At 37.3% G+C, this 20,075-nt stretch carries 14 protein-coding genes and 1 riboswitch; of the genes, 7 read left to right on the forward strand and 7 right to left on the reverse strand.

Annotated elements, in window-relative coordinates; translation table 11 throughout:
• Positions 1 to 59 precede the first annotated feature (59 nt).
• Entirely contained in the window at positions 60 to 1,505 is a 1,446-nt protein-coding gene (locus ACFVT8_RS21315; RefSeq protein WP_387085486.1) for a helix-turn-helix domain-containing protein, read from the forward strand.
• A gap of 429 nt (positions 1,506 to 1,934) precedes the next feature.
• Positions 1,935 to 3,440 (forward strand): catalase, encoded by a 1,506-nt coding sequence (locus ACFVT8_RS21320; protein WP_387085483.1) that lies wholly within the window; start codon positions 1,935 to 1,937, stop codon positions 3,438 to 3,440.
• Between the two features lie 161 nt (positions 3,441 to 3,601).
• Here the strand turns inward: ACFVT8_RS21320 and thiC are convergent, their stop codons facing one another.
• The 3 genes from thiC to ACFVT8_RS21335 form a co-directional block, all read right to left on the reverse strand.
• Complete coding sequence (gene thiC / locus ACFVT8_RS21325; protein ID WP_387085480.1) at positions 3,602 to 5,380, reverse strand: phosphomethylpyrimidine synthase ThiC; 1,779 nt, start codon at positions 5,378 to 5,380, stop codon at positions 3,602 to 3,604.
• 324 nt (positions 5,381 to 5,704) lie between these two features.
• Positions 5,705 to 5,819: riboswitch (TPP riboswitch) on the reverse strand.
• 455 nt (positions 5,820 to 6,274) lie between these two features.
• Positions 6,275 to 7,204, reverse strand: a complete 930-nt coding sequence (locus ACFVT8_RS21330; RefSeq protein WP_387085527.1) for an AEC family transporter — start codon at positions 7,202 to 7,204, stop codon at positions 6,275 to 6,277.
• A 167-nt stretch (positions 7,205 to 7,371) separates the two neighbouring features.
• Positions 7,372 to 9,474, reverse strand: a complete 2,103-nt coding sequence (locus ACFVT8_RS21335) for a methyl-accepting chemotaxis protein (RefSeq protein WP_387085477.1) — start codon at positions 9,472 to 9,474, stop codon at positions 7,372 to 7,374.
• Between the two features lie 250 nt (positions 9,475 to 9,724).
• Here ACFVT8_RS21335 and ACFVT8_RS21340 point away from each other — a divergent pair, with 250 nt between their 5' ends.
• The gene (locus tag ACFVT8_RS21340) at positions 9,725 to 11,614 is read left to right on the forward strand and encodes an S-layer protein (RefSeq protein ID WP_387085474.1); all 1,890 of its coding nucleotides are present in this window, start codon (positions 9,725 to 9,727) and stop codon (positions 11,612 to 11,614) included.
• 486 nt (positions 11,615 to 12,100) lie between these two features.
• Here ACFVT8_RS21340 and hepT read toward each other — a convergent pair whose 3' ends face one another.
• Positions 12,101 to 12,505: a type VII toxin-antitoxin system HepT family RNase toxin gene (hepT, locus tag ACFVT8_RS21345; RefSeq protein ID WP_387085524.1), complete on the reverse strand. Its 405-nt coding sequence runs from the start codon at positions 12,503 to 12,505 to the stop codon at positions 12,101 to 12,103.
• Positions 12,498 to 12,902, reverse strand: a complete 405-nt coding sequence (gene mntA / locus ACFVT8_RS21350; protein ID WP_387085471.1) for a type VII toxin-antitoxin system MntA family adenylyltransferase antitoxin — start codon at positions 12,900 to 12,902, stop codon at positions 12,498 to 12,500. The genes hepT and mntA overlap by 8 nt, the downstream gene beginning before the upstream one ends.
• Positions 12,903 to 13,349: 447 nt before the next feature.
• Here mntA and ACFVT8_RS21355 point away from each other — a divergent pair, with 447 nt between their 5' ends.
• The 4 genes from ACFVT8_RS21355 (at position 13,350) to ACFVT8_RS21370 (ending at position 17,402) form a co-directional block, all read left to right on the forward strand.
• Complete coding sequence (locus ACFVT8_RS21355) at positions 13,350 to 14,648, forward strand: hypothetical protein (RefSeq protein WP_387085468.1); 1,299 nt, start codon at positions 13,350 to 13,352, stop codon at positions 14,646 to 14,648.
• A 411-nt stretch (positions 14,649 to 15,059) separates the two neighbouring features.
• Positions 15,060 to 15,314 (forward strand): FeoA family protein, encoded by a 255-nt coding sequence (locus ACFVT8_RS21360; RefSeq protein WP_387085465.1) that lies wholly within the window; start codon positions 15,060 to 15,062, stop codon positions 15,312 to 15,314.
• The gene (locus ACFVT8_RS21365; protein WP_387085462.1) at positions 15,311 to 16,036 is read left to right on the forward strand and encodes a FeoB small GTPase domain-containing protein; all 726 of its coding nucleotides are present in this window, start codon (positions 15,311 to 15,313) and stop codon (positions 16,034 to 16,036) included. The genes ACFVT8_RS21360 and ACFVT8_RS21365 overlap by 4 nt, the downstream gene beginning before the upstream one ends.
• Positions 16,008 to 17,402 (forward strand): nucleoside recognition domain-containing protein, encoded by a 1,395-nt coding sequence (locus ACFVT8_RS21370; protein WP_387085459.1) that lies wholly within the window; start codon positions 16,008 to 16,010, stop codon positions 17,400 to 17,402. The genes ACFVT8_RS21365 and ACFVT8_RS21370 overlap by 29 nt, the downstream gene beginning before the upstream one ends.
• A 188-nt stretch (positions 17,403 to 17,590) precedes the next feature.
• Here the strand turns inward: ACFVT8_RS21370 and ACFVT8_RS21375 are convergent, their stop codons facing one another.
• Positions 17,591 to 18,571 carry a helix-turn-helix domain-containing protein gene (locus ACFVT8_RS21375; protein WP_387085456.1) on the reverse strand — a complete coding sequence of 327 codons (981 nt, stop codon included), beginning with the start codon at positions 18,569 to 18,571 and terminating at the stop codon, positions 17,591 to 17,593.
• Positions 18,572 to 18,641: 70 nt separating this feature from the next.
• A complete protein-coding gene (locus tag ACFVT8_RS21380) occupies positions 18,642 to 19,805 on the reverse strand; it encodes an MFS transporter (RefSeq protein ID WP_387085521.1) in 1,164 nt (387 codons plus the stop codon).
• Positions 19,806 to 20,075: the final 270 nt, after the last annotated feature.

Genomic DNA, 20,075 nt, shown 5'->3' on the forward strand with positions numbered 1-20,075 from the left:
TTTTAATAATATAATAGTATTTTTTTACGAAACTAGATAATTATAAGGGGGTTCGAGTTTTGAAATTGTTATTAATTGACAGGGATTCCACTGATCTTTCAGGGATTCGTTGGTTTTTACATACATATTTCCCTGGGGATGTAACTATAGAAATAAGTACAACTATTAATGATGCCCTTCAAAGTATCCAGCAATTCGAGCCTGAGGTGATACTACTAAATATTGACCTATTCTCGAATAATCGTTTAACTGCACTTTATCGTGTTTTACAAAAACATTCAGGGACTATTTTAGCTATGACGACAGAGCCACTGTTTAAAAATGCATTAAAAGCAATCGATTTACAGGTCGCACATCTCTTCGTTAAACCAATTGATTTAGAAGTATTAAAGCAAAAGCTCACTGCCATTTCCCTTCGGACACCAAAGGTAGAAGCAGTGTATCAAGAAGCTACAGATGAATCCTTTTACTATCAACTATTTTTAGATAATAAAACAAGTTCCCTTGAGACAAATATACATTTCACAATGATCGAGCCTGAGCATGCCGAAATGTTTAATAAACTATACAACTGGCTTCAGCAAACTCCTATTTATTATAGTACGAGGATTTATCCTTTATCAGAAAAAATTGTATGTTTATTCCAAACAAATGACTTAGAAAAGGATATTCGTACATTAATGAAGGAATGGCGATTAACGAATAATAGCTCTTTAAATATTGGGGTTTATGATGGGGAACCAACCACCATGAAGAATATGTATACCTTAACAAAACGTGCACTTCATCAAAGCTTTTACGAAGGCTATGGGCATATTTTTTATGCGAGCAAACAATTTGAAACACAGACCTTCGATCCATTACTAACACCTGAAGAGCAGCAATTACTAATCAGTAGTTTAGAAGACGGAAACATTGAAGCCGTCAAAGCATTTTTATATCGACTATCTAATGAGGGGATTTATTACAAGCAAGATGACTTACGTATTCATCTAACAAGTGTTTTGGCGCAAATTCGACGCTTTATGCTGAAGTATAAATTACATGAGAAAGCTACAATTGAGCAAAATTACCGTCAGCTTTTTCATTTAATTATTGAGCATCCTATATTTTATACCATTCTAAATGGCATCATATCATTTACACAAAGGCTGATTGAATTAGCTAATGAGGCACGAATAGAAAAACGGGCTGACTATGTAGAACTGGCCATAGAAATTATCGACCAACAATTTCAGGATAGTGGGTTATCTTTACCTTACGTTGCCCATAAACTAGGGATTAGCCCCAATTATTTAAGTACGATTTTTTCTAAGAAGCAAGGTCTGCCATTTAAACGCTACCTACAACAAGTCCGAATTCAAAATGCTACAAAGATGCTTGTAGAAACAGATTTTGCTATTAGTGAAGTTGCTTATTTAAATGGTTTCGATGATTCAAATTACTTCATTAAAATTTTTAAACAGCACATCGGAATTACTCCCCATCGTTATCGTAAAACGTAAAAATGTAACACAAGGGTGATTTCTGTTCCAACTGAGCGCTTGTGCGAAATCGTAGCGGATAAAGGCATTATCTTCACAGTATTTCAGGATACCTGATCTACAAGAAGTAACAAACCTTCACCATGTTATTTTCAATTATTATATTTTATTTTCAATAAGAATAAATGAATTAAAGATTTCATTTATTTTTAAGTTATCTATTATTTATAACTCATTTTTAAATAATTCTCGAAAATGTTTAAAAAAACTAAATTTGTGGTAAAGGATATTCATAACATCTTTCAATCTAGCATATATTTATAGTTTATATCTTTATGTAAAAATTCTTTAACAATAATTATTATAATTTACTAGCAATTCTAGTTTGTGTTTGTTATAGTTATTGATGAAGAGTTTGACTCACAATTTTTCTTTAGGAGGTAAACTAATATGACAAACAAAAATGATCGTAGCCGTCGATTTACAACAGCAGGTGGCGCTCCAGTAGTAAGCAACCACGATTCAATGTCAGCAGGTCCTCGTGGTCCTCTATTACTTCAGGATGTATGGCTAGTTGAGAAATTAGCGAACTTCAACCGTGAAGTTATTCCTGAACGTCGTATGCACGCTAAAGGTTCAGGTGCATTCGGTACTTTCACTGTAACGCATGATATTACTAAATATACAAAAGCAAAAATCTTCTCAGAGATTGGGAAAAAGACTGAAATGTTTGCACGCTTCTCTACAGTTGCAGGTGAGCGTGGCGCAGCAGATGCTGAGCGCGATATTCGTGGCTTTGCACTTAAATTCTATACAGAAGAGGGTAACTGGGATTTAGTTGGTAACAACACACCTGTATTCTTCTTCCGTGATCCTTTACACTTTACAGATTTAAACCACGTGGTAAAACGCGATCCACGTACAAATATGAAAAACGCTAATTCAAACTGGGATTTCTGGACTTCATTACCAGAGGCACTTCACCAAGTAACAATCGTTATGTCTGATCGTGGTATTCCGGCTGGATACCGCAATATGCACGGTTTCGGTTCTCACACATATAGCTTTATTAATGAAGAAAATGAGCGCGTATGGGTTAAATTCCACTTTACTACAGAGCAAGGCATTAAAAACTTAACTGGTGCCGAGGCTGCTGAAGTGATCAGTAATGACCGTGAATCTTCACAACGCGATCTATATGAAGCAATTGAAAATAGCGATTTCCCAAAATGGAAAATGTATATTCAAGTAATGACAGAGGAACAAGCTCGCGAATTACCCTATAACCCATTTGATTTAACGAAAGTATGGTATAAAAAAGACTTCCCATTAATTCCTGTGGGTGAATTCGAGTTAAATAAAAACGCGGACAACTACTTTGCGGAAGTTGAACAAGCTGCATTTGCACCATCAAATATTATCCCTGGCATTAGCTTCTCGCCAGACAAAATGTTACAAGCTCGTATCTTTGCGTATGCAGATGCACAACGCTACCGTTTAGGTGTGAACCACTACATGCTTCCTGTAAACGCACCAAAATGTCCATTCCGTACGTTCCACCGTGACGGTGCTATGCGTTTCGATGGCAATCTTGGTTCAACTTTAGGCTATGAACCAAATAGCTATGGTGAATGGGAGCATAATTTAGACTACAAAGAGCCTGAATTACGTATTGACGGTAATGCTGGTATCCACGACTTCCGTGAAGACGACAACAACTACTTCGAGCAGCCAGGTAAATTATTCCGCCTAATGACTGCCGAAGAGCAACAACGCCTATTCGAAAATACTGCGAATGATATGGCGTCAGTGGAAGAGTTCATCAAACGTCGCCATATCCTGCACTGCTATTTAGCTGATCCAGCATATGGTGAAGGTGTAGCAAAAGCTATGGGTCTTTCATTAGAAGGCATGGATCTTTCAAACCCGTACGTAAAACAACCAACTAACGTCTAACTTATTTTAGACGCAATTATGCCGAGGCATAATTGATTTTCCACTATTATTGATATCCGAATCCAACTTTTTACTCCATGTGAAGGGAACTTCACATGGAGTTTTTTTATCTTAATGACCAAAAAGGCTTGTGTCTGATAAACACAAGCCCGCTCTAATAATTATCGATAAAGTTGACTGCCTGCCTTTTTAAATTCCTCGGCTTTCTCCTGCATACCTTTGTGGATTGCTTCAGTCGTATTTAAGTCTTGATCTTTTGCATAATTACGAATATCCTGTGAGATTCTCATACTACAAAACTTAGGTCCACACATTGAACAGAAGTGCGCAGTTTTCGCTCCTTCTGCAGGCAACGTTTCATCGTGGTATTCGACTGCACGCTCTGGATCAAGCGATAGGTTGAATTGATCGCGCCAGCGGAATTCAAAGCGTGCCTTAGATAGTGCATCGTCGCGCTGCTGTGCTCCCGGATGCCCTTTCGCTAAATCTGCAGCGTGTGCAGCAATTTTATACGTAATAACCCCTACACGAACATCCTCACGATTTGGTAAACCGAGATGCTCTTTAGGCGTCACATAACATAGCATTGCTGTACCATACCAACCGATCATCGCAGCACCGATGGCCGATGTAATATGGTCGTAGCCAGGCGCGATATCTGTTGTTAGCGGCCCTAAAGTATAGAAAGGCGCTTCCTTACACACCTCTAACTGCTTATCCATATTTTCTTTAATAAGATGCATTGGTACATGACCTGGTCCTTCCACCATCACCTGTACATCATGCTTCCAGGCGATTTGCGTTAACTCCCCTAGCGTTTCTAGCTCCGCAAACTGAGCCTCATCATTTGCATCTGCAATAGAACCTGGACGTAAACCATCACCTAAAGAGAAGGCAACATCATAGGTTTTCATAATTTCGCAGATTTCTTCAAAATGAGTATATAAGAAGCTCTCTTGATGGTGATATAAACACCACTGCGCCATAATTGAGCCTCCTCGAGACACTATGCCTGTTACACGATTAGCCGTTAATGGTACATAGCGTAGCAATACCCCTGCATGAATCGTGAAGTAATCAACACCTTGCTCAGCCTGTTCAATTAATGTATCACGATACACCTCCCACGTTAAATCCTCTGCCACACCATTTACTTTTTCTAGCGCTTGATAAATCGGCACTGTCCCCACTGGCACCGCAGCGTTACGGATAATCCATTCACGTGTCGTATGAATATGCTTACCAGTAGATAAATCCATAATGTTATCAGCACCCCAACGTGTAGCCCACGTCATTTTTTCTACCTCTTCTGCAATAGAGGATGATACCGCTGAATTTCCAATATTAGCGTTAATTTTCACGTGGAAGTTACGTCCAATAATCATCGGCTCAGCCTCAGGGTGATTAATATTAGATGGCAAAATAGCACGTCCTGCCGCGATCTCTGAGCGCACAAATTCCGGGTCCATATTTTCGCGTATTGCTACAAATTCCATTTCTGGAGTAATAATTCCCTTTCGTGCATAGTGAAGCTGTGTTACATTTTTACCTTTCTTCGCACGCAAAGGCTTTCTAGATAAATCCGGAAAAACATTTTCATTCATTCGCGGATCATCAGCTTTGCGGAATCCATTATCTTCTGGCTTGATAGTACGACCTTCGTACTCTTCAACATCACCTCGTTCTTTGATCCATTCACTACATAAAACTGGCAATCCTTTCGTAATATCCACCTTATATGCAGGATCAGTGTACGGGCCACTCGTATCATAAACACGTACTGGTGCATTTTCCTCTTCACCAAAGCTTCCTGTCGTTGGACTTAGAGCAATTTCACGCATTGGCACTAAAATATCTGGTCGAGATCCTTCTACGTAAACTTTTTTACTTCCTTCAAAACTTGACATAATCGTAATATTCTTGTCGCTAACTGTTGTCATAAACTACTTCGCTCCCTTTTACTTTTATACAAGGACCGAATCTAGCTCACCCAACAAAAATCAATTTCGCCTTGGCGTAATTGCGTTCGGATTTTGAATTGTGCCCGCACAATTCATTCCTTTTAAAATCCGTGACATCCGCCGGAGGCTTGTCTTCATTCAGCAGGCGTTTGGGCACCTACTAGTTAGGAAGCTTAACCGCATACATCTCATCACCTGCAAAGATAGGAGTCTTCTGCTGAATGAAGACAAAAAACCGAATCCAAAAAATTTTTTGGATCCGGCTAAGAATGTAAAGGTTTAGTTATTGCAAATAACAAAGAGTGCAATAAAGGTTAACTTTCCCACGCTGGTATGAGCCAGATCAGGTCCAAAGGGTCAAGAAACCTCTATGCGTTTCCCTCTCAGCCTGACTCATCAGACTCCCCTAGTTAATGCTATTAAGTTTGATGCTAGTTTAGCAGATATTGCTAAGAGATGGAAGCTACATTTTATTATTTTTAACTTACCTCATAACGTGTGGTTGATTTCCGTTCCGGCTGGACGCTTTGTAGCTGTCGCTTTGCTTTCGCTACAGAAAACATTTGCCGCTGACGCTTCGCTTTCGCGCAGAGCAGAGCTTCCTGGGGTCGTCCGATGAGCCGCTTCACTCGCGATGCTCGCTCCAGGGTCTCGGGCCAACACGATGTTGGTCACGAAGGCGTTATCACAGGATGTGATGCTTTTAGCCTTCGTTCCTCTATTGCTGATCCCCGAGGAGTCGCCCAGCCTCCACCCCAATCAACTTATATCTTGTTTTAAGAAATATAAATCCCTAGCTTTTAATCAGAAGAAAAGCTACCAACCTCTGAAAAGCTTTCCACCCTATCTTTTATTCTGAATAGCACCAAACTGTTAGGTAAACAACAGTTCTGCTACATAAATCACAATCGTCACTGTAATGCAGCTCACAATCGTTGAAAATAATACTGTTTGTGCAGCTGTTGCCGATTCTACGTCATATTCTAATGCTAGACTAGAACTATTTCGTGATGTCGGGAACGAACTAGCTATAAAAAGTGACTGTGCTACGACACCGTCAAGGCCAAGCACATAAATGATCAGCAATGCTACGGCTGGTCCTATGACTAGTCGTGTAAAACAGCTAATGAATACCATCTTATTGAACATGGATTTAATTTCAAGCTGTGATAGTTGTGCCCCTAAAGTTATTAATGCTACAGCGATAAAGCCATCTGCCACATGGTCTATCGGAATTCTTACAAACTGCGGAATAGCGATATTAAAATAGTTCATTGCTACACCAATAATAAGTGCATGAATAATAGGCATTTTGAGGAAGTCTTTCACAATAGACATGCCCGATTTTGCTGAAGAAATTAAATTGTACAAGCCGTAAGTATAGGTCGTCATATTTTGAAATATTACGAGAATAACCTGAATTGCTACTCCAATCGGCTGGGTCACGAAAATCATTTGTGCAACCGGAATACCATAGTTACCCGAATTAATTAGGACAACACTATTTTTAAAAACTGCTGCCTCAGTTTTTACTAAGCCGAGTCCCTTTGCTAGAAAGTGACTAAGCACCATTTGGCTTCCGATAAAGAGTAAAATAAATAACGCAACTTCTCCAAGTACAGTCAGCTCTATACTCGTTTCATATATATTCACAAAAACAGCCGCTGGCATAAAGCAATATGTAATAAGTTGAGATAACGCCTTTAAATTAAAGCGAAATTTCTTTTGTAAAACTGCGCCGAGTACTAGAAGCACTAAAATTGGAGCTACAATTTTAAAAAAAATCATACCGAGATACATCAGAGCGTGTCCCCTTTCCTCTCCTATAGTAGTGCTGTTTTTATACTTGGTCAATGTACCTCACCGTTAACTCATAGCCCTTTACGAGATATTTTCAGCCCAATTATCTTTACCATAAATATACAAAAAAGACTACCTCATATATCGAAGCAGTCTTTCTCTGGTAGAAGTTAAACAAGCTTAAATCGATTAACGACCTCTTGTAATTCTTTTGAAATTTCGTTCATATTATTGATGGACTCTGCAACCTTTTGTAGTTCCGCTTGTTGGTCAATAGCAGATGCACTTACCTGTTCTGCAGATGCAGCAGTTTCCTCAGAAATAGCAGAAATACTTTGGATTGCCATAATCGCTTGATTTTTATGCTCTAACATATGAGAAAGTTTAGCCATTAACTCACTAATTGATGTTGCAATAGAACTAGAAAGCTCACTATTGTCTTTAAACGCAACCTCAGTGCTTTGTACTGACTGATTTTGAGCGTGTATTAAGCCCGCGTTTGAGGCAATGACAGCTACCGTTTGCTGAGAATTTTCAAGAATGCTATCTACTGTTTGCTTAATAATATCTGTTTCATTTTTGGATTGCTCTGCTAGCTTTCGTACCTCTTCAGCGACAACTGCAAAACCTTTACCATGTTCGCCAGCACGTGCAGCTTCTATGCTTGCATTTAACGCTAATAAATTTGTTTGCTCAGTAATACCCTGAATAGACGCTATAATCTGATTGATATTGGCAATATTAGAAGCCAATGACTCCATTTGTTGCTGAATACGTCCATTCATTGCATTCGTTTCTAAGTTACGTTCACGTAAACTTTCGACTTCTTTCATTCCTTCGTCTGTAGTTATTTTCGTTTTATTCGATAGCTCATCCATTTCATTCGAAAGTGTTGTAATAGCATCAATTTGATCGGATAAATCAATCATTCGATAATTGGTTTCTTCTGTATCCTCAGATTGCTTTGATGCTCCCTGCGCAATTTCATTAATAGCTACCGAGACCTCTTGACTTGAAGCAACTGCTTCATTAAACGCCTCATGAACATAATTTGATGATTGATTGAGTAATGTCGTAGCATTCAGCACGGTTTGAATGGCGCTATTCGTTTGATCTAACATATTATTATAAGCCAATGCAACAGCACCAATCTCATCAGGCTTAATATATTTCTCATCCACTTTTTGAGTTAAATCTCCACTTGCAGCCGTTTCAATAGAAGTACGTAAAAACTTTAATGGTTTCAGTAATTTATAGATAAACAGTGCACTAGCAACAGCCATTAAAACAATTATAATAATTGACGCTATGATGGTAAAAGTAAGCACATGATTATAGGTTTCTAATATTTTGGATTTTGGTAGCACTAATTGTACAGTCCATGTTTCATCAATCCCATCTAAATTCATCGGAGCAAAAACGTTAAATGAATTTTCTTTAAGCTCTTCGGAATCCAAATACATACTTTTTAGCTCGCCACTATCCATTGTTTGTTTAATACTTGTCCAGTCCAAATTATCCTGCATATTTAATCCCTTTAATGACTCACCAAAGCTATTTGCAGTTAAAACTCCATTATTAGTAATAATAGCTGCGTAGCCACCATCTGGCTTTACGGACTCTGTCAATCCCTTTAAATAGTCAATAGCTATATCAGCCGTCAATGTGCCAAAAAACGATCCCGAAGCATCGACTAACGGAACAGCAATCGTTGTCATTTGTACTGTTTTGCCGTTGATAGTATATTCGTACGGTTCCGTTAGGACGGATCTTCCTTCTTCTTTCGGTATCCAATACCACTCGGAAATACTCTTGTCGTCGATGCTTTCAAGAGAAGTCGTTGTTATTCCATTTCCATCCTTATTTAAATAAGGTATAAAGCGTTTTTTTGAATCTACTAAAGTAGCATTTATTGTTGGCTCTATATTTGTGGAGTTTTGTTCGAAAACAGCTCCTACACCAAGTAAATCTTCATTATTAGTTAAGTTAGTTTCCATCATTTTTATTATGTCTTCTGCAGAAAGTTTACCTTTTTTCTCCATATCCTCGACTATACGTTTCGTCGTCAGTAAAGTCGTGTTTACTTTATTAAAGCGTTCACTCATTTTTGCTGCCGAATATTCAGCAGTTTTCAATGTTGCACTTTCTGCATCATCAACACTTTGATTCTTTAAAATAACACCTACAATAACCGTATATGTAATAAATAACACTAAAAATAAACCTATAATTAAAGCAGATAGCTTTAAAGCGATACTCCTAGACTTCCCCATCACAACACCCCATTTTTATACATAATGATAATGGATGAGAGGTCATATCACAATAAGATATTAGCGAATCAAGTAGAAATATGATGATTTATAGAGAAATATAATGTTCTCATTACAAAATTTAAATCGCCTAAAAAAGGACTAATTATCCATTTATTTTTGGTTCATTAGTAAAACATACCCTTTATATACTAAAATATTGAAATATATGATATATTATCTACTAAAGACTACGATTGGAGTGATTAACTTGAAAAAGAAAGCGTTATCGACTTTTATGGCAACAGCTATTACAGCAACATTAGTTTTGCCAGTAGTACCTGCAAACGCTGCTTCAAATGATTCATCTTTAAACCACTCAGCTCAAATTGGGATGGTAGCTGCAGCTAAAGCTAAGGGGCAAACCGTTACCATTAACAACATCACTAAAGATAAAGTACTTACATCCAATGGCCAATTTAAAATTAATAGTTCGCTGAAGCCTCTCTTAAAGACTTCTAATAGCACTGCATTAGCAAACGCCGAAGCTACTATTATCGTAAAGAACGGTGAAATTACAAGTATTACAGCACTAACTCTAACTAAAGCTGGTACAAACAAAAAAGAGGTAAATTTTGATGGCGGTGGCGAACAAATTGATGGAAGCCTAACTGTAAATGCGGATTACGTAAAAGTTCAAAATGTAAATATTAAAGATGAACTTATCGTAACTAATCGTGTAAAGAAGGAAATTACGATTGATACCGTTTCTATCGGGGATATGATTACGTTTAAACCTTTAGTGACGAGAAACATCAAATGGTTAAATGTTTCCCTAAAAGATATTAAATCTCCAAACATTAACATGGAGCGTACTAAAGTAAATGTGACTTCTGACAAAAACATTTCTAAAGTTGATGTAGTAGGTAAAGTTGCAGCATTTGAAGTTCATGCCAATGTTGATAAGCTTACTATCGATGTTGAGAAAGATTTCAGCCTTTACGGAGAAGGTAAAATTGATCAAGTGATCGTTAAGCACGGGGCAAAGGTAGCATTAGATTCAGGACATCTAATTAACAAAGTGCAGGTGGATGATAATAAAGCCTCTGTAACCTTACCAGTGGTGAATAAAACAGAGCTAAGTAAATTAGTGGCTACACCTCCGTACGTTGCAGTATCTGTTAATGGATATGACGTTTTAACAACTGAAAAATGGACGACGCAAGCTGAACGTACAGCATTCGAATCTGCCGTAAGCAGCGCAAAAGTAGTAGCTAATAATTCCAACGCCTCTCAGGAACAAGTAAACAATGCGATTACACAGTACAAAAATGCATTAGCCGTTTATCAAGCTGCACAAAAAAATGGAACAAAATATGGTTATGGCGATAAAGCTTCACTTCAATCGCTTATCAATTCTGTGCAGTATGTAACCGTTTCTTCGGATGGCTACAATGTTCCATATAACACGCCTTGGACAACTCAATATGAGAAAAATGCTTTATCTTCAGCTGTTTCATCTGCTCAAACGGTTGTGAATAATTACTATTCTACTCAAAATGATTTTACGAATGCTACGAATAATTTAAACAATGCTATCCAGACTTACAAGAACGCTTATAAATATGGTGTTAATGGAAATTATGTTGATAAATCTCAACTAACGAACCTTATCAATTCTGTTCAGTATGTAACCGTCTCTTCGGATGGCTACAACGTTCCATATAACACGCCTTGGACAACTCAAGCTGAGTATAATGCTATGTCTTCGGCGGTTTCATCTGCTCAATCAGTTGTGAATAATTACTACTCAACTCAAAACGATATTGCCAATGCTATGAGTAATTTAAACAATGCTATCTGGACTTACAAGAGTGCTCAGAAATATGGGACGAATGGGTATTATGTGGATAAATCTCAACTTTGGTCACTTATCTATTCCGTTGAATATGTAGAAGTTTCTGAAAACGGGGTTGGGTTGCCATATTATACTCATTGGACTACACAAGCTGAAAGAAACGCTTTAGATTCCGCAGTTTCATATGCTCAAAATATTTATAATAATAGCGATTCGACTCAGTATGACGTTTCTTATGCCAACGATAATTTAAGAAATGCTATTTCAACGTATAATAGTAACAAAAAAAATGGTAGAAATTAATACTATTACATTGCTAAAAGTTATAGCTCAAAAAATTAATAAAAAGGACTCGGCACATGCCGAGTCCTTTTTATTTCATATAAATTACATCTAACCCAAAACGTCCGCCTGCGAAATCTCACTCATTTTTCTCCAGTCTTTATACCACTCTTCAAATTCCTCACCTGGCTCCACTGCTAATTGCTCCTGCAGCAGCGTTGTTCAGTAAATCATAGAGCTTCATCAAGGTGAACTAACTATCTTGCTCATCAGGAGAAATTGATTGAACTTTACAAGGGTCCCTTGCGACAAGTCATTCGTTGTGTTAAAAAGAAAGCCAGCGTCCGCCTCGTTAATACCGAACAACGGCGCGGAATTAACGATCGAAAATGTGATTGGACAAGGCCACGACCATCTCTTTCTATAATTCCTAAATGAGGGTCATCTCTATCGGTTTAAGAGTTCTATCTGTGACAGACTAGAAAATTTCTATAGCCTGTTGTTTTTTTATATAAGCAATATTGCCTCTGTATAGGTTTTAAAATCAGTTAAATGATTCTCAATAATTGCTTGAAGTATATTTAAATCAATGGCTTGATAATCGTGCACAGCAATATTTCGGAACCCAACCATATTCATTAATGTTTTTGCTAATGCATGGTCAATAATGTCGTTTTCCTCAAGTAACTTGAATGCTTCTCTACTCGTTTTAGGTAAACCAAGCTTTAAATCACTAACAGTATGCATAGCCAAATCAATACTAGCTTCACACGCACGTTGAATATTCAAAATGATACTATCCTGCTTCGTCATATCTTGCAAATTTTCAGGATTACCACTATACACCTCGTTAACACGGTTCACACAGCGTTCAATTGTAGCAATCTTATTTAGTACAACATCGTTATTCACCATAGATACTACCCCTCTCTTCAATTGCCTTGAGAATTCCCGCACGTTGTTCATTTAACGTCACATACATGGATAGGGCCTTCATTCGTTCTTTAACAAAGGTATTTTCATCTTGGCAATCAATGACCATACCACTTGAATAAATTTGTGCTGCGAAAACTGTATCAACCGTCTTCATATCGACTAAATCAACATCAATATTACACGCCTGTGCAATTTCTCCGGCTAATAGAAAACGTTCATAACCTGAGAGCGGTTTATCTGCAAAATACGCAATATCTAAATCACTATCTTCACGTGTCAAATCCCTCGCATAAGAACCAAAAACAATAACAAAGGCTGGATTAACAGCTGATGCTAGCTTTTCAACAACTACCTTCTGCCAGTCTTTTTGCAAATTAAACACCCCCGCTCTTTTAGCATCATTATAACAAACTATCGCCTTAGTATGAGGGTTCTAACCGTCCGTTTCGGGATTCTATCCTGTAGTTTTGCAGTTCTATCCACGGCTTTAAAGGTTCTATCCATCATTCTTGCAACTATATCCACGACTTTATTGGTTCTATATCCATCATTCTTACGATTCTATCCATCTCTATTGAAAAGCGACATGCTTACCTTTCACTTTTTCAAAAGTACATAAGACACAAAGTATTAAAAAAAATGCACAACCTATCTACCTATTCACTCAAAATATACATAAAAGAATCCTAATATATGATAAAATTGGATTACCAACATATATTAGGATATTCTCGAAGCAATTAAAGATTTTATATAGGATAAAATACCTATAAATTACCCATCACATTTATCAAAACCCAAATAGGAGGTTTCCCGTATTATGAAAAACAAAAAAAGACTAGCCTTACTCGCCCTAGTTGCGGCCCCTTCACTAATCTATACTGCACCTACGTCAGCATCGGCTACTGATATTACAGGACAGATAAAAACTGCTTACATATACGATAATACTTATTACTACAACGCTAATGTTGCGAATGTTGTTCGACTTATTTACAACATTAATGATACAACCGCTTCATTCCAAACAACTTTAGAGACTGCCAGCAAAGCATACGATGCGTTAACTGTAACGGAACAAGAGTACGTCACGAATTATTCAACGCTGTCAAATCATAAACAGACAAAAGTAGCTTATCGTAAGCTTGCTGATCAAATTGAAGAGAAATTAGCTTCAGTAGAATCTACTTCCATCAATTACTACCAAAATGTTATTGAAACGAGAGATTGGTACAATACGTTAAATGCAGCACAGAAAACATTTGTGAGTGCTGCATCACAAAAGATACTGACATCTACTATCGCACCAAACACATCTATCGATAAAGTGGTTAATAAAATTCGATTGTTAAACTCTTCTCGCATTACTTTCCATCAAGATGTAGCCGATGCTAGAGCAGAGCTTAATGCATTACGCAAATTTACAAACGTTTCTTTACCTGTTGGTGTAGAGCAGCTTTTATTAGATGCTGAACAGCTTGTTGTGAAAGATAAGGAAGCAGCCAAGGAAGTTGAAAACGCCATTGCAGATTTATCGCCTAAAACGTCCACTGCCCAAGATGTACAGGCAGTGAAAACAGCCTTCGAAGCTTTAACGCCTGTGCAACAGCAGCTTGTTCCTAATGTCTGGACTTTAGTGGACTTTGTAAATGGGAAATATAAGCTACCGACTAAAGGGAACGGGACAAAAACTCCAATTTTATCAGATACGGCAGCCGAACCTGGTAAAATTACAGCTATGACTAGAAATAAAAATACTTATACTGCAAAAATAAACGTTGCTGACTCGGAGATCAGTACAGAACGCTTCGTTTTAACAACAAAATCTAATATGACTGTTATTATTCCACCGCTAGGAACTCTTCTTAATGAGGATACTGGTGTTATGGAAATTAAAATTACACGAAATTTGAATCGTATAACATTCCAAGCAACATTAAATAAAAAACCAGTTGAATTTGAGGCAGATATGGAAATCATTATCGATAATTTATCGCCGAATGCCTCCATCGTTCGTACGTTTGACTTTGGCGAACAAGAGCCAGCTGATTACACAATAGAAGGAAATCGTCATTTCATTCAAACAACTACATCTGGTTCATTCCAAATCGTTAGATAAGTAAAAGCATAATCCACTGCCAATTTCGCAGAGGGTTATGCTTTTTTCTGCTTTAAGATCTCTTCTTCACCGTCAACCTCTTCTTTCAAAAATCCAATGGGCACGTGTAACGAAATCCTGCTTACATTAATACATCATAATATGGACCTTTTCACATCATTACATCAACAACTTCGCCTTGCTCGATACTTCCAGCAGCCCCCCTTTCTTAACATTCCTTGGTCAAACAATCGATTAAATAATGTGCCGTCGTTCCCTTCAATGGGGCACTCTTTGATCGTGTTCTTTCAAAAACTTTTCAGAAAACTATTGACAATTGTCATAAAACAGGGATAATCATTAATAAAGTTTCCTTAGAGAAACAATGTGAAGATTAGGAAATATTATTACAGAAAGGAATAAAAAATGCGCATGGAAAAAACATTGAAACCTCTTTCTGAATGCTCATTCGGAGATTGCTTTTTAATAAAAGAAATTAACATTAAGGGTCCGTTAAGAAGAAGATTATTAGATTTAGGCTTTGTGAAAGAAGCAGAAATCTCTGTTCTTCGTAAAAGTCCTTTAGGAGACCCTGTTGCTTATCGCGTAAGCAATACGACGATTGCATTACGTCATGATGAAAGCTCTATGATTTTTGGCGAAATTGTTAGGGGGAATACAAAGTGAGAGTAAATCGAATAGCTTTAGCAGGAAACCCAAATACCGGTAAAAGTACATTGTTTAATACATTAACAGGATTGAAACAGCATACTGGGAACTGGCCAGGGAAAACGGTTGTTCATGCAGAAGGATCTTTTGAACACAAAGGAGAGCAATATGTACTCGTAGATTTACCCGGAACCTATTCGCTATTTTCTAATTCAGCAGATGAAGAAGTCGCAAGAGACTATATTATTTTTGACCAACCGGATGCAACGATTGTTGTGCTTGATGCAACATCATTAGAGAGAAATTTAAATCTTGCGCTCCAAGTTTTAGAAATGACTAATAATGTCATCATTTGTATCAATTTAATTGATGAAGCTGAGAAAAAAGGTATCCGAATTGATGAGCAGAGATTAGCTCGTGAACTAGGAGTACCAGTTGTAAAAATATCGGCAAGAAATAAAAAAGGCATTACTCGGTTGCTAGATACATTAAATCAACTGGTGAATGGACAAATTGTTACAACTCCGTATCGCATGAAATATTCGAAAGATATAGAGGAAGCCATTACAAAGATAGAATCGAAATTAGAAGGTTATTTTGATGATAAATATCCATCGAGATGGGTTGCTCTTCGCTTACTTGATGGTGATGAGGAATTGATCTTAAAACTGCAAGACCATAGAAATAATAAACAGCACGAGGTGAGAACGAATGGAGTCCCAGTCAGTGTTAAATCGTAATTCACTTAGGGGTATTTTAGCTGAAGTGAACGAAGTTTCGAATGAGGATATTCGAGATGAAATCGTTAGTGATATTTATACTAAAAGCAAATCTTTATGTAAAAAAGTAGTATCGCAGCAGCCTGCAATGTACAGGTCTGATAAATTAGATGAAATTTTCACATCCCGCATTTGGGGATTCCCTATTATGCTTATCTTGCTTGGGGCTGTTTTTTACATTACTATTGCCGGTGCAAATGTACCTTCAGATATGTTAGCAAACTTATTTGGCTATCTAGAGGGTAAGCTAACAATTCTTTTTGAAACAATGCACGCACCAGAATGGCTACACGGTATTTTAATTCTTGGGCTATTTAGAGGTACTGGTTGGGTTATTAGTGTTATGCTGCCACCAATGGCTATATTCTTCCCTATCTTCGCCCTATTAGAAAACTACGGTTATCTACCACGTGTAGCATTTAACATGGACCGTTTATTTAAACGAGCAGGAGGACATGGGAAACAATCATTAACAATGGCAATGGGCTTTGGCTGTAATGCTGCTGCTATTCTATCAACGAGAATTATAGAATCTCCTCGTGAACGAATGTTAGCCATTTTAACAAATAATTTTGTTCCTTGTAATGGGAGATGGCCAACACTTATTTTATTAGCATCTTTATTTATGGTAACTGGTTTTTCAGGTGCAACAGGTTCATTGGTCACAGCGGGCATTTTAATAGGATTTGTTATGTTGGGCGTCATTGTGACATTATCTGTTTCTTGGGTTCTTTCTAAAACAGCTTTAAAGGGTGTACCTACCCATTACACTTTAGAGCTTCCACCATTTCGAAAACCAAAGTTTTGGGATACAGTTTTAAGAGCAAGTATTGATAAAGCATGGAATGTATTAAAAAGAGCAGTTATCGTTGCAGCGCCTGCCTCTATTTTGACTTGGGTATTCGCCAATATTTACGTTGGTGATACGAGTATTCTAATGCATTTTGTTAACTTTTTAGATCCGTTTGGTCAGGCTCTTGGTATGGATGGCTTTATTATGGCTGCATTTATTCTTGGGTTACCAGCCAATGAAATTGTGATCCCTATCCTAATTATGGCGTATTTATCACAAGGAGCTATGCTAGAAATTGAGGATTTATCAAAGCTAAAACAAGTGTTTATCGACCAAGGTTGGACTTGGCTAACAGCTTTAAATATGATGTTATTCTCACTTCTACACTTCCCTTGCGGAACGACTCTAGTCAATATTTATAAAGAAACAAAAAGTGCAAAGTGGACGTTTATGTCGTTTTTAATTCCAACTGTTATTGCTATTGGCGTGACGTGGCTAACAGCTACAGTTGCTCGAGCGTTTGGTTGGGTGTAATGATGGAGGGGATGGTCTTAAGCCAGATATCCTTTATTTGGTATCACATACGGTGCTTAATTTTTCATAAAACGATAGAGCAAAAAACTATAAATGGAAAGGCAACTTACAAGTTATCCTTTTGATACCCCCATAATAAACACCTTAAATTGATTACTTAATTTAAGGTGTTTTTATAATCTAGGACTCTACATTCGATTAAGGTCTCTTAATATTTCTCTAGGATTAATTCCAAATCTCTCTTTAAAAATCTCCGCAAAATAGCTAGGATTAGAATATCCCACTGCATTCGCAATGTCTATTACATTCATAGTTCCCTCTTGTAATAAAAAAAATGCCTTCTCTAACCTTTTTTCTCGTAAATATCCAAACACTGTTTTTCCGAACATCTCTTTAAATCCCTTTTTTAATTTGTAATCGTTTAAACCAACTAAACGTGATAGTTCAATAAGTGTAGGAGGATTAGACATATGTTCTGTAATAATTGATTGAGCTTGCTGTATTTTGGTTCTATCACTTTTTGAAAACATAACAGGGCTAAGACAATTATCAACTAGTTGAGAACGAAATGTCATTGATAATAGCTGTAATGCTCGACATTCTAGCTCTAAATTGGTCATTCTCTTACCTGCTATAGCATCTAACATTTGCTGAACAATAATTAAGGAAGATGCGTTAATTCTCTCTTGAAAGAGTCTATATCGTTTCCCACCAAGAATTTTAGAGAAACTTGGGGATTCCTCACTAGTTTTACTAGTTTCACTCATAAAATGATTAAAAGTTGAAACCGGAATACCAATCCCAACCATTTGATAGGATTGATTTTGATGAAACATAAAATTTGCCCCCACCTGCTCTATAAATTGAAGCGAGCATGTTCCTGAAGAAATTTCATATTCTGAGCCTGAGATGTAAACACCTCTATTACCTTGTAAACAAAGACTAAGCTCAACCATAGGCTGTTTTGTAACTATTTGCATTTGGTGCTCTCGATTAAATGAGTAATCAGATATAACCACTTCTAAATCTTGGCGGGGAATAAAACGATGTATAGCTCCTTCCTGCATATTTGGTTGGAATACAAACGGACATTCATGTACCTTTGATATTTCCAATGCATGAAAAAACTCATTAAAATTATCATGGAAATTAGTATTCAACGTGTTCATCACCATCCTTTAGTTTATTGAGAACGATTATCAATTATAACCAAAGTATAGCAAATGAACTGCGATTTATCTATTCTTCTTTAGTTGTAAGTGCCATTGATAGCAGTAAACACAAAAAGAAGATAGTAGCTCCAAAACCATAAGCAGTAACATATCCCCCAGCATATTCTATAAGCCATCCTGCAAGTCCAGGCCCAATCATTTGACCGATTGCATAAAAGATAGAAATAAAGCCGATCGCCGATGCCACATATTTTGCCGATACCTCCTGGCTTGCCTTCATTTGAATGAGCACAAGGACACCTCCAAGAGACGATCCCCATATAATAGCAGACATGATAAATCCTCCTATATCAGGAAATAGAATTGGAAAAACATCTCCAATAATTGATAAAAGCAATGCTGCCATTAATGCTTTTTTTACGCCTATCTTATCCGCTAGCATTCCCCATAATGGCGCACCACCAATAGAAACGATCCCTGCAACAGCATAAATTGAGCCGGCCACTGCATTAGAAATCCCGATGTCTCTCATATAGCTTGTTTGATATAAATTCGGAATAAGATAAACAAGTCCAACGGCAAAATAAATTCCAGCTATGAGGCATAGCTCTTTACTTCTCCAGGCTTTAGTTTTTTCTTGTACAGAACTCTTTTCTGCCGAGTGTAGTGTCTTTATCACAAAAAATGCCACTAATACGACTATGATTGTGATTACTTCAAATACTAACCACACTCCTCGCCAGCCAAGCTCAGGAAAATGCTGAAGCATAAAGGGCACGATTAATCCAGACAATAACATCCCCACTCCCGCACCACTCATTAGTAACCCCATCACCGTCCCTCTCTTCTTTGGGAATGAGCTAACTGCTATCGATAGTAGTGGTGTATAGACGAGAGCACTACCAGCACCAGCTAAAAATAAAGCTATAGCAGCCCACCAAAAGTTCGGGATAAATATAAGACTTCCTAAACCCGCAATAACTAAGCCTCCACCTACCAACAGCACGTTTTTCGCCCCAATACGCATCGTCAGCATCCCAGACAGACCTACTGTGAGTAAATAACCTAAAAAGAGCATCGTACCTAATAAACCTGACTGTGATGTAGTTAATGACAGCCCCTCCTGCATAAAAGGTAATACAATTCCGTAAGCCATACGGGCAAATCCCGTAGTTGTAACGATTAATAGCATTCCAGTTATAACAAATGTCCAAAAATTTTTCATTTTTATTCCCCTTTCATTAATGAATGCCTATGACTCTTAAATTAAAGAAACTATTCAATATGTTTATCTAAGATCTCCCTTTTGATAATTTTTCTCATTTAGAAATATAGTTATCTTAATTTTTTTAGTCCTACTTCTCTACCAATAGACGGATAATAATGCGGTATAACGGATTTTATTTTCTTTTAAACATGAAAAGAGACATCTCAATTGATTTTGAGACGTCTCTTTTGGGTACTGTATGTTTTATCCCCATTTCTTATTGAAAAACAGAAA

Source organism: Lysinibacillus sp. NPDC058147, assembly GCF_042884205.1.
Taxonomy (GTDB): domain Bacteria; phylum Bacillota; class Bacilli; order Bacillales_A; family Planococcaceae; genus Lysinibacillus.

Bases quoted from the DNA above. Each gene is read 5' to 3' on its own strand.
- ACFVT8_RS21320 (WP_387085483.1), top strand. From the start codon at position 1,935: ATGACAAACAAAAATGATCGTAGCCGTCGATTTACAACAGCAGGTGGC.
- thiC (WP_387085480.1), bottom strand. From the start codon at position 5,380: ATGACAACAGTTAGCGACAAGAATATTACGATTATGTCAAGTTTTGAA.
- ACFVT8_RS21335 (WP_387085477.1), bottom strand. From the start codon at position 9,474: ATGGGGAAGTCTAGGAGTATCGCTTTAAAGCTATCTGCTTTAATTATA.
- ACFVT8_RS21355 (WP_387085468.1), top strand. From the start codon at position 13,350: ATGAAAAACAAAAAAAGACTAGCCTTACTCGCCCTAGTTGCGGCCCCT.
- ACFVT8_RS21360 (WP_387085465.1), top strand. From the start codon at position 15,060: ATGGAAAAAACATTGAAACCTCTTTCTGAATGCTCATTCGGAGATTGC.
- ACFVT8_RS21370 (WP_387085459.1), top strand. From the start codon at position 16,008: ATGGAGTCCCAGTCAGTGTTAAATCGTAATTCACTTAGGGGTATTTTA.
- ACFVT8_RS21375 (WP_387085456.1), bottom strand. From the start codon at position 18,571: ATGAACACGTTGAATACTAATTTCCATGATAATTTTAATGAGTTTTTT.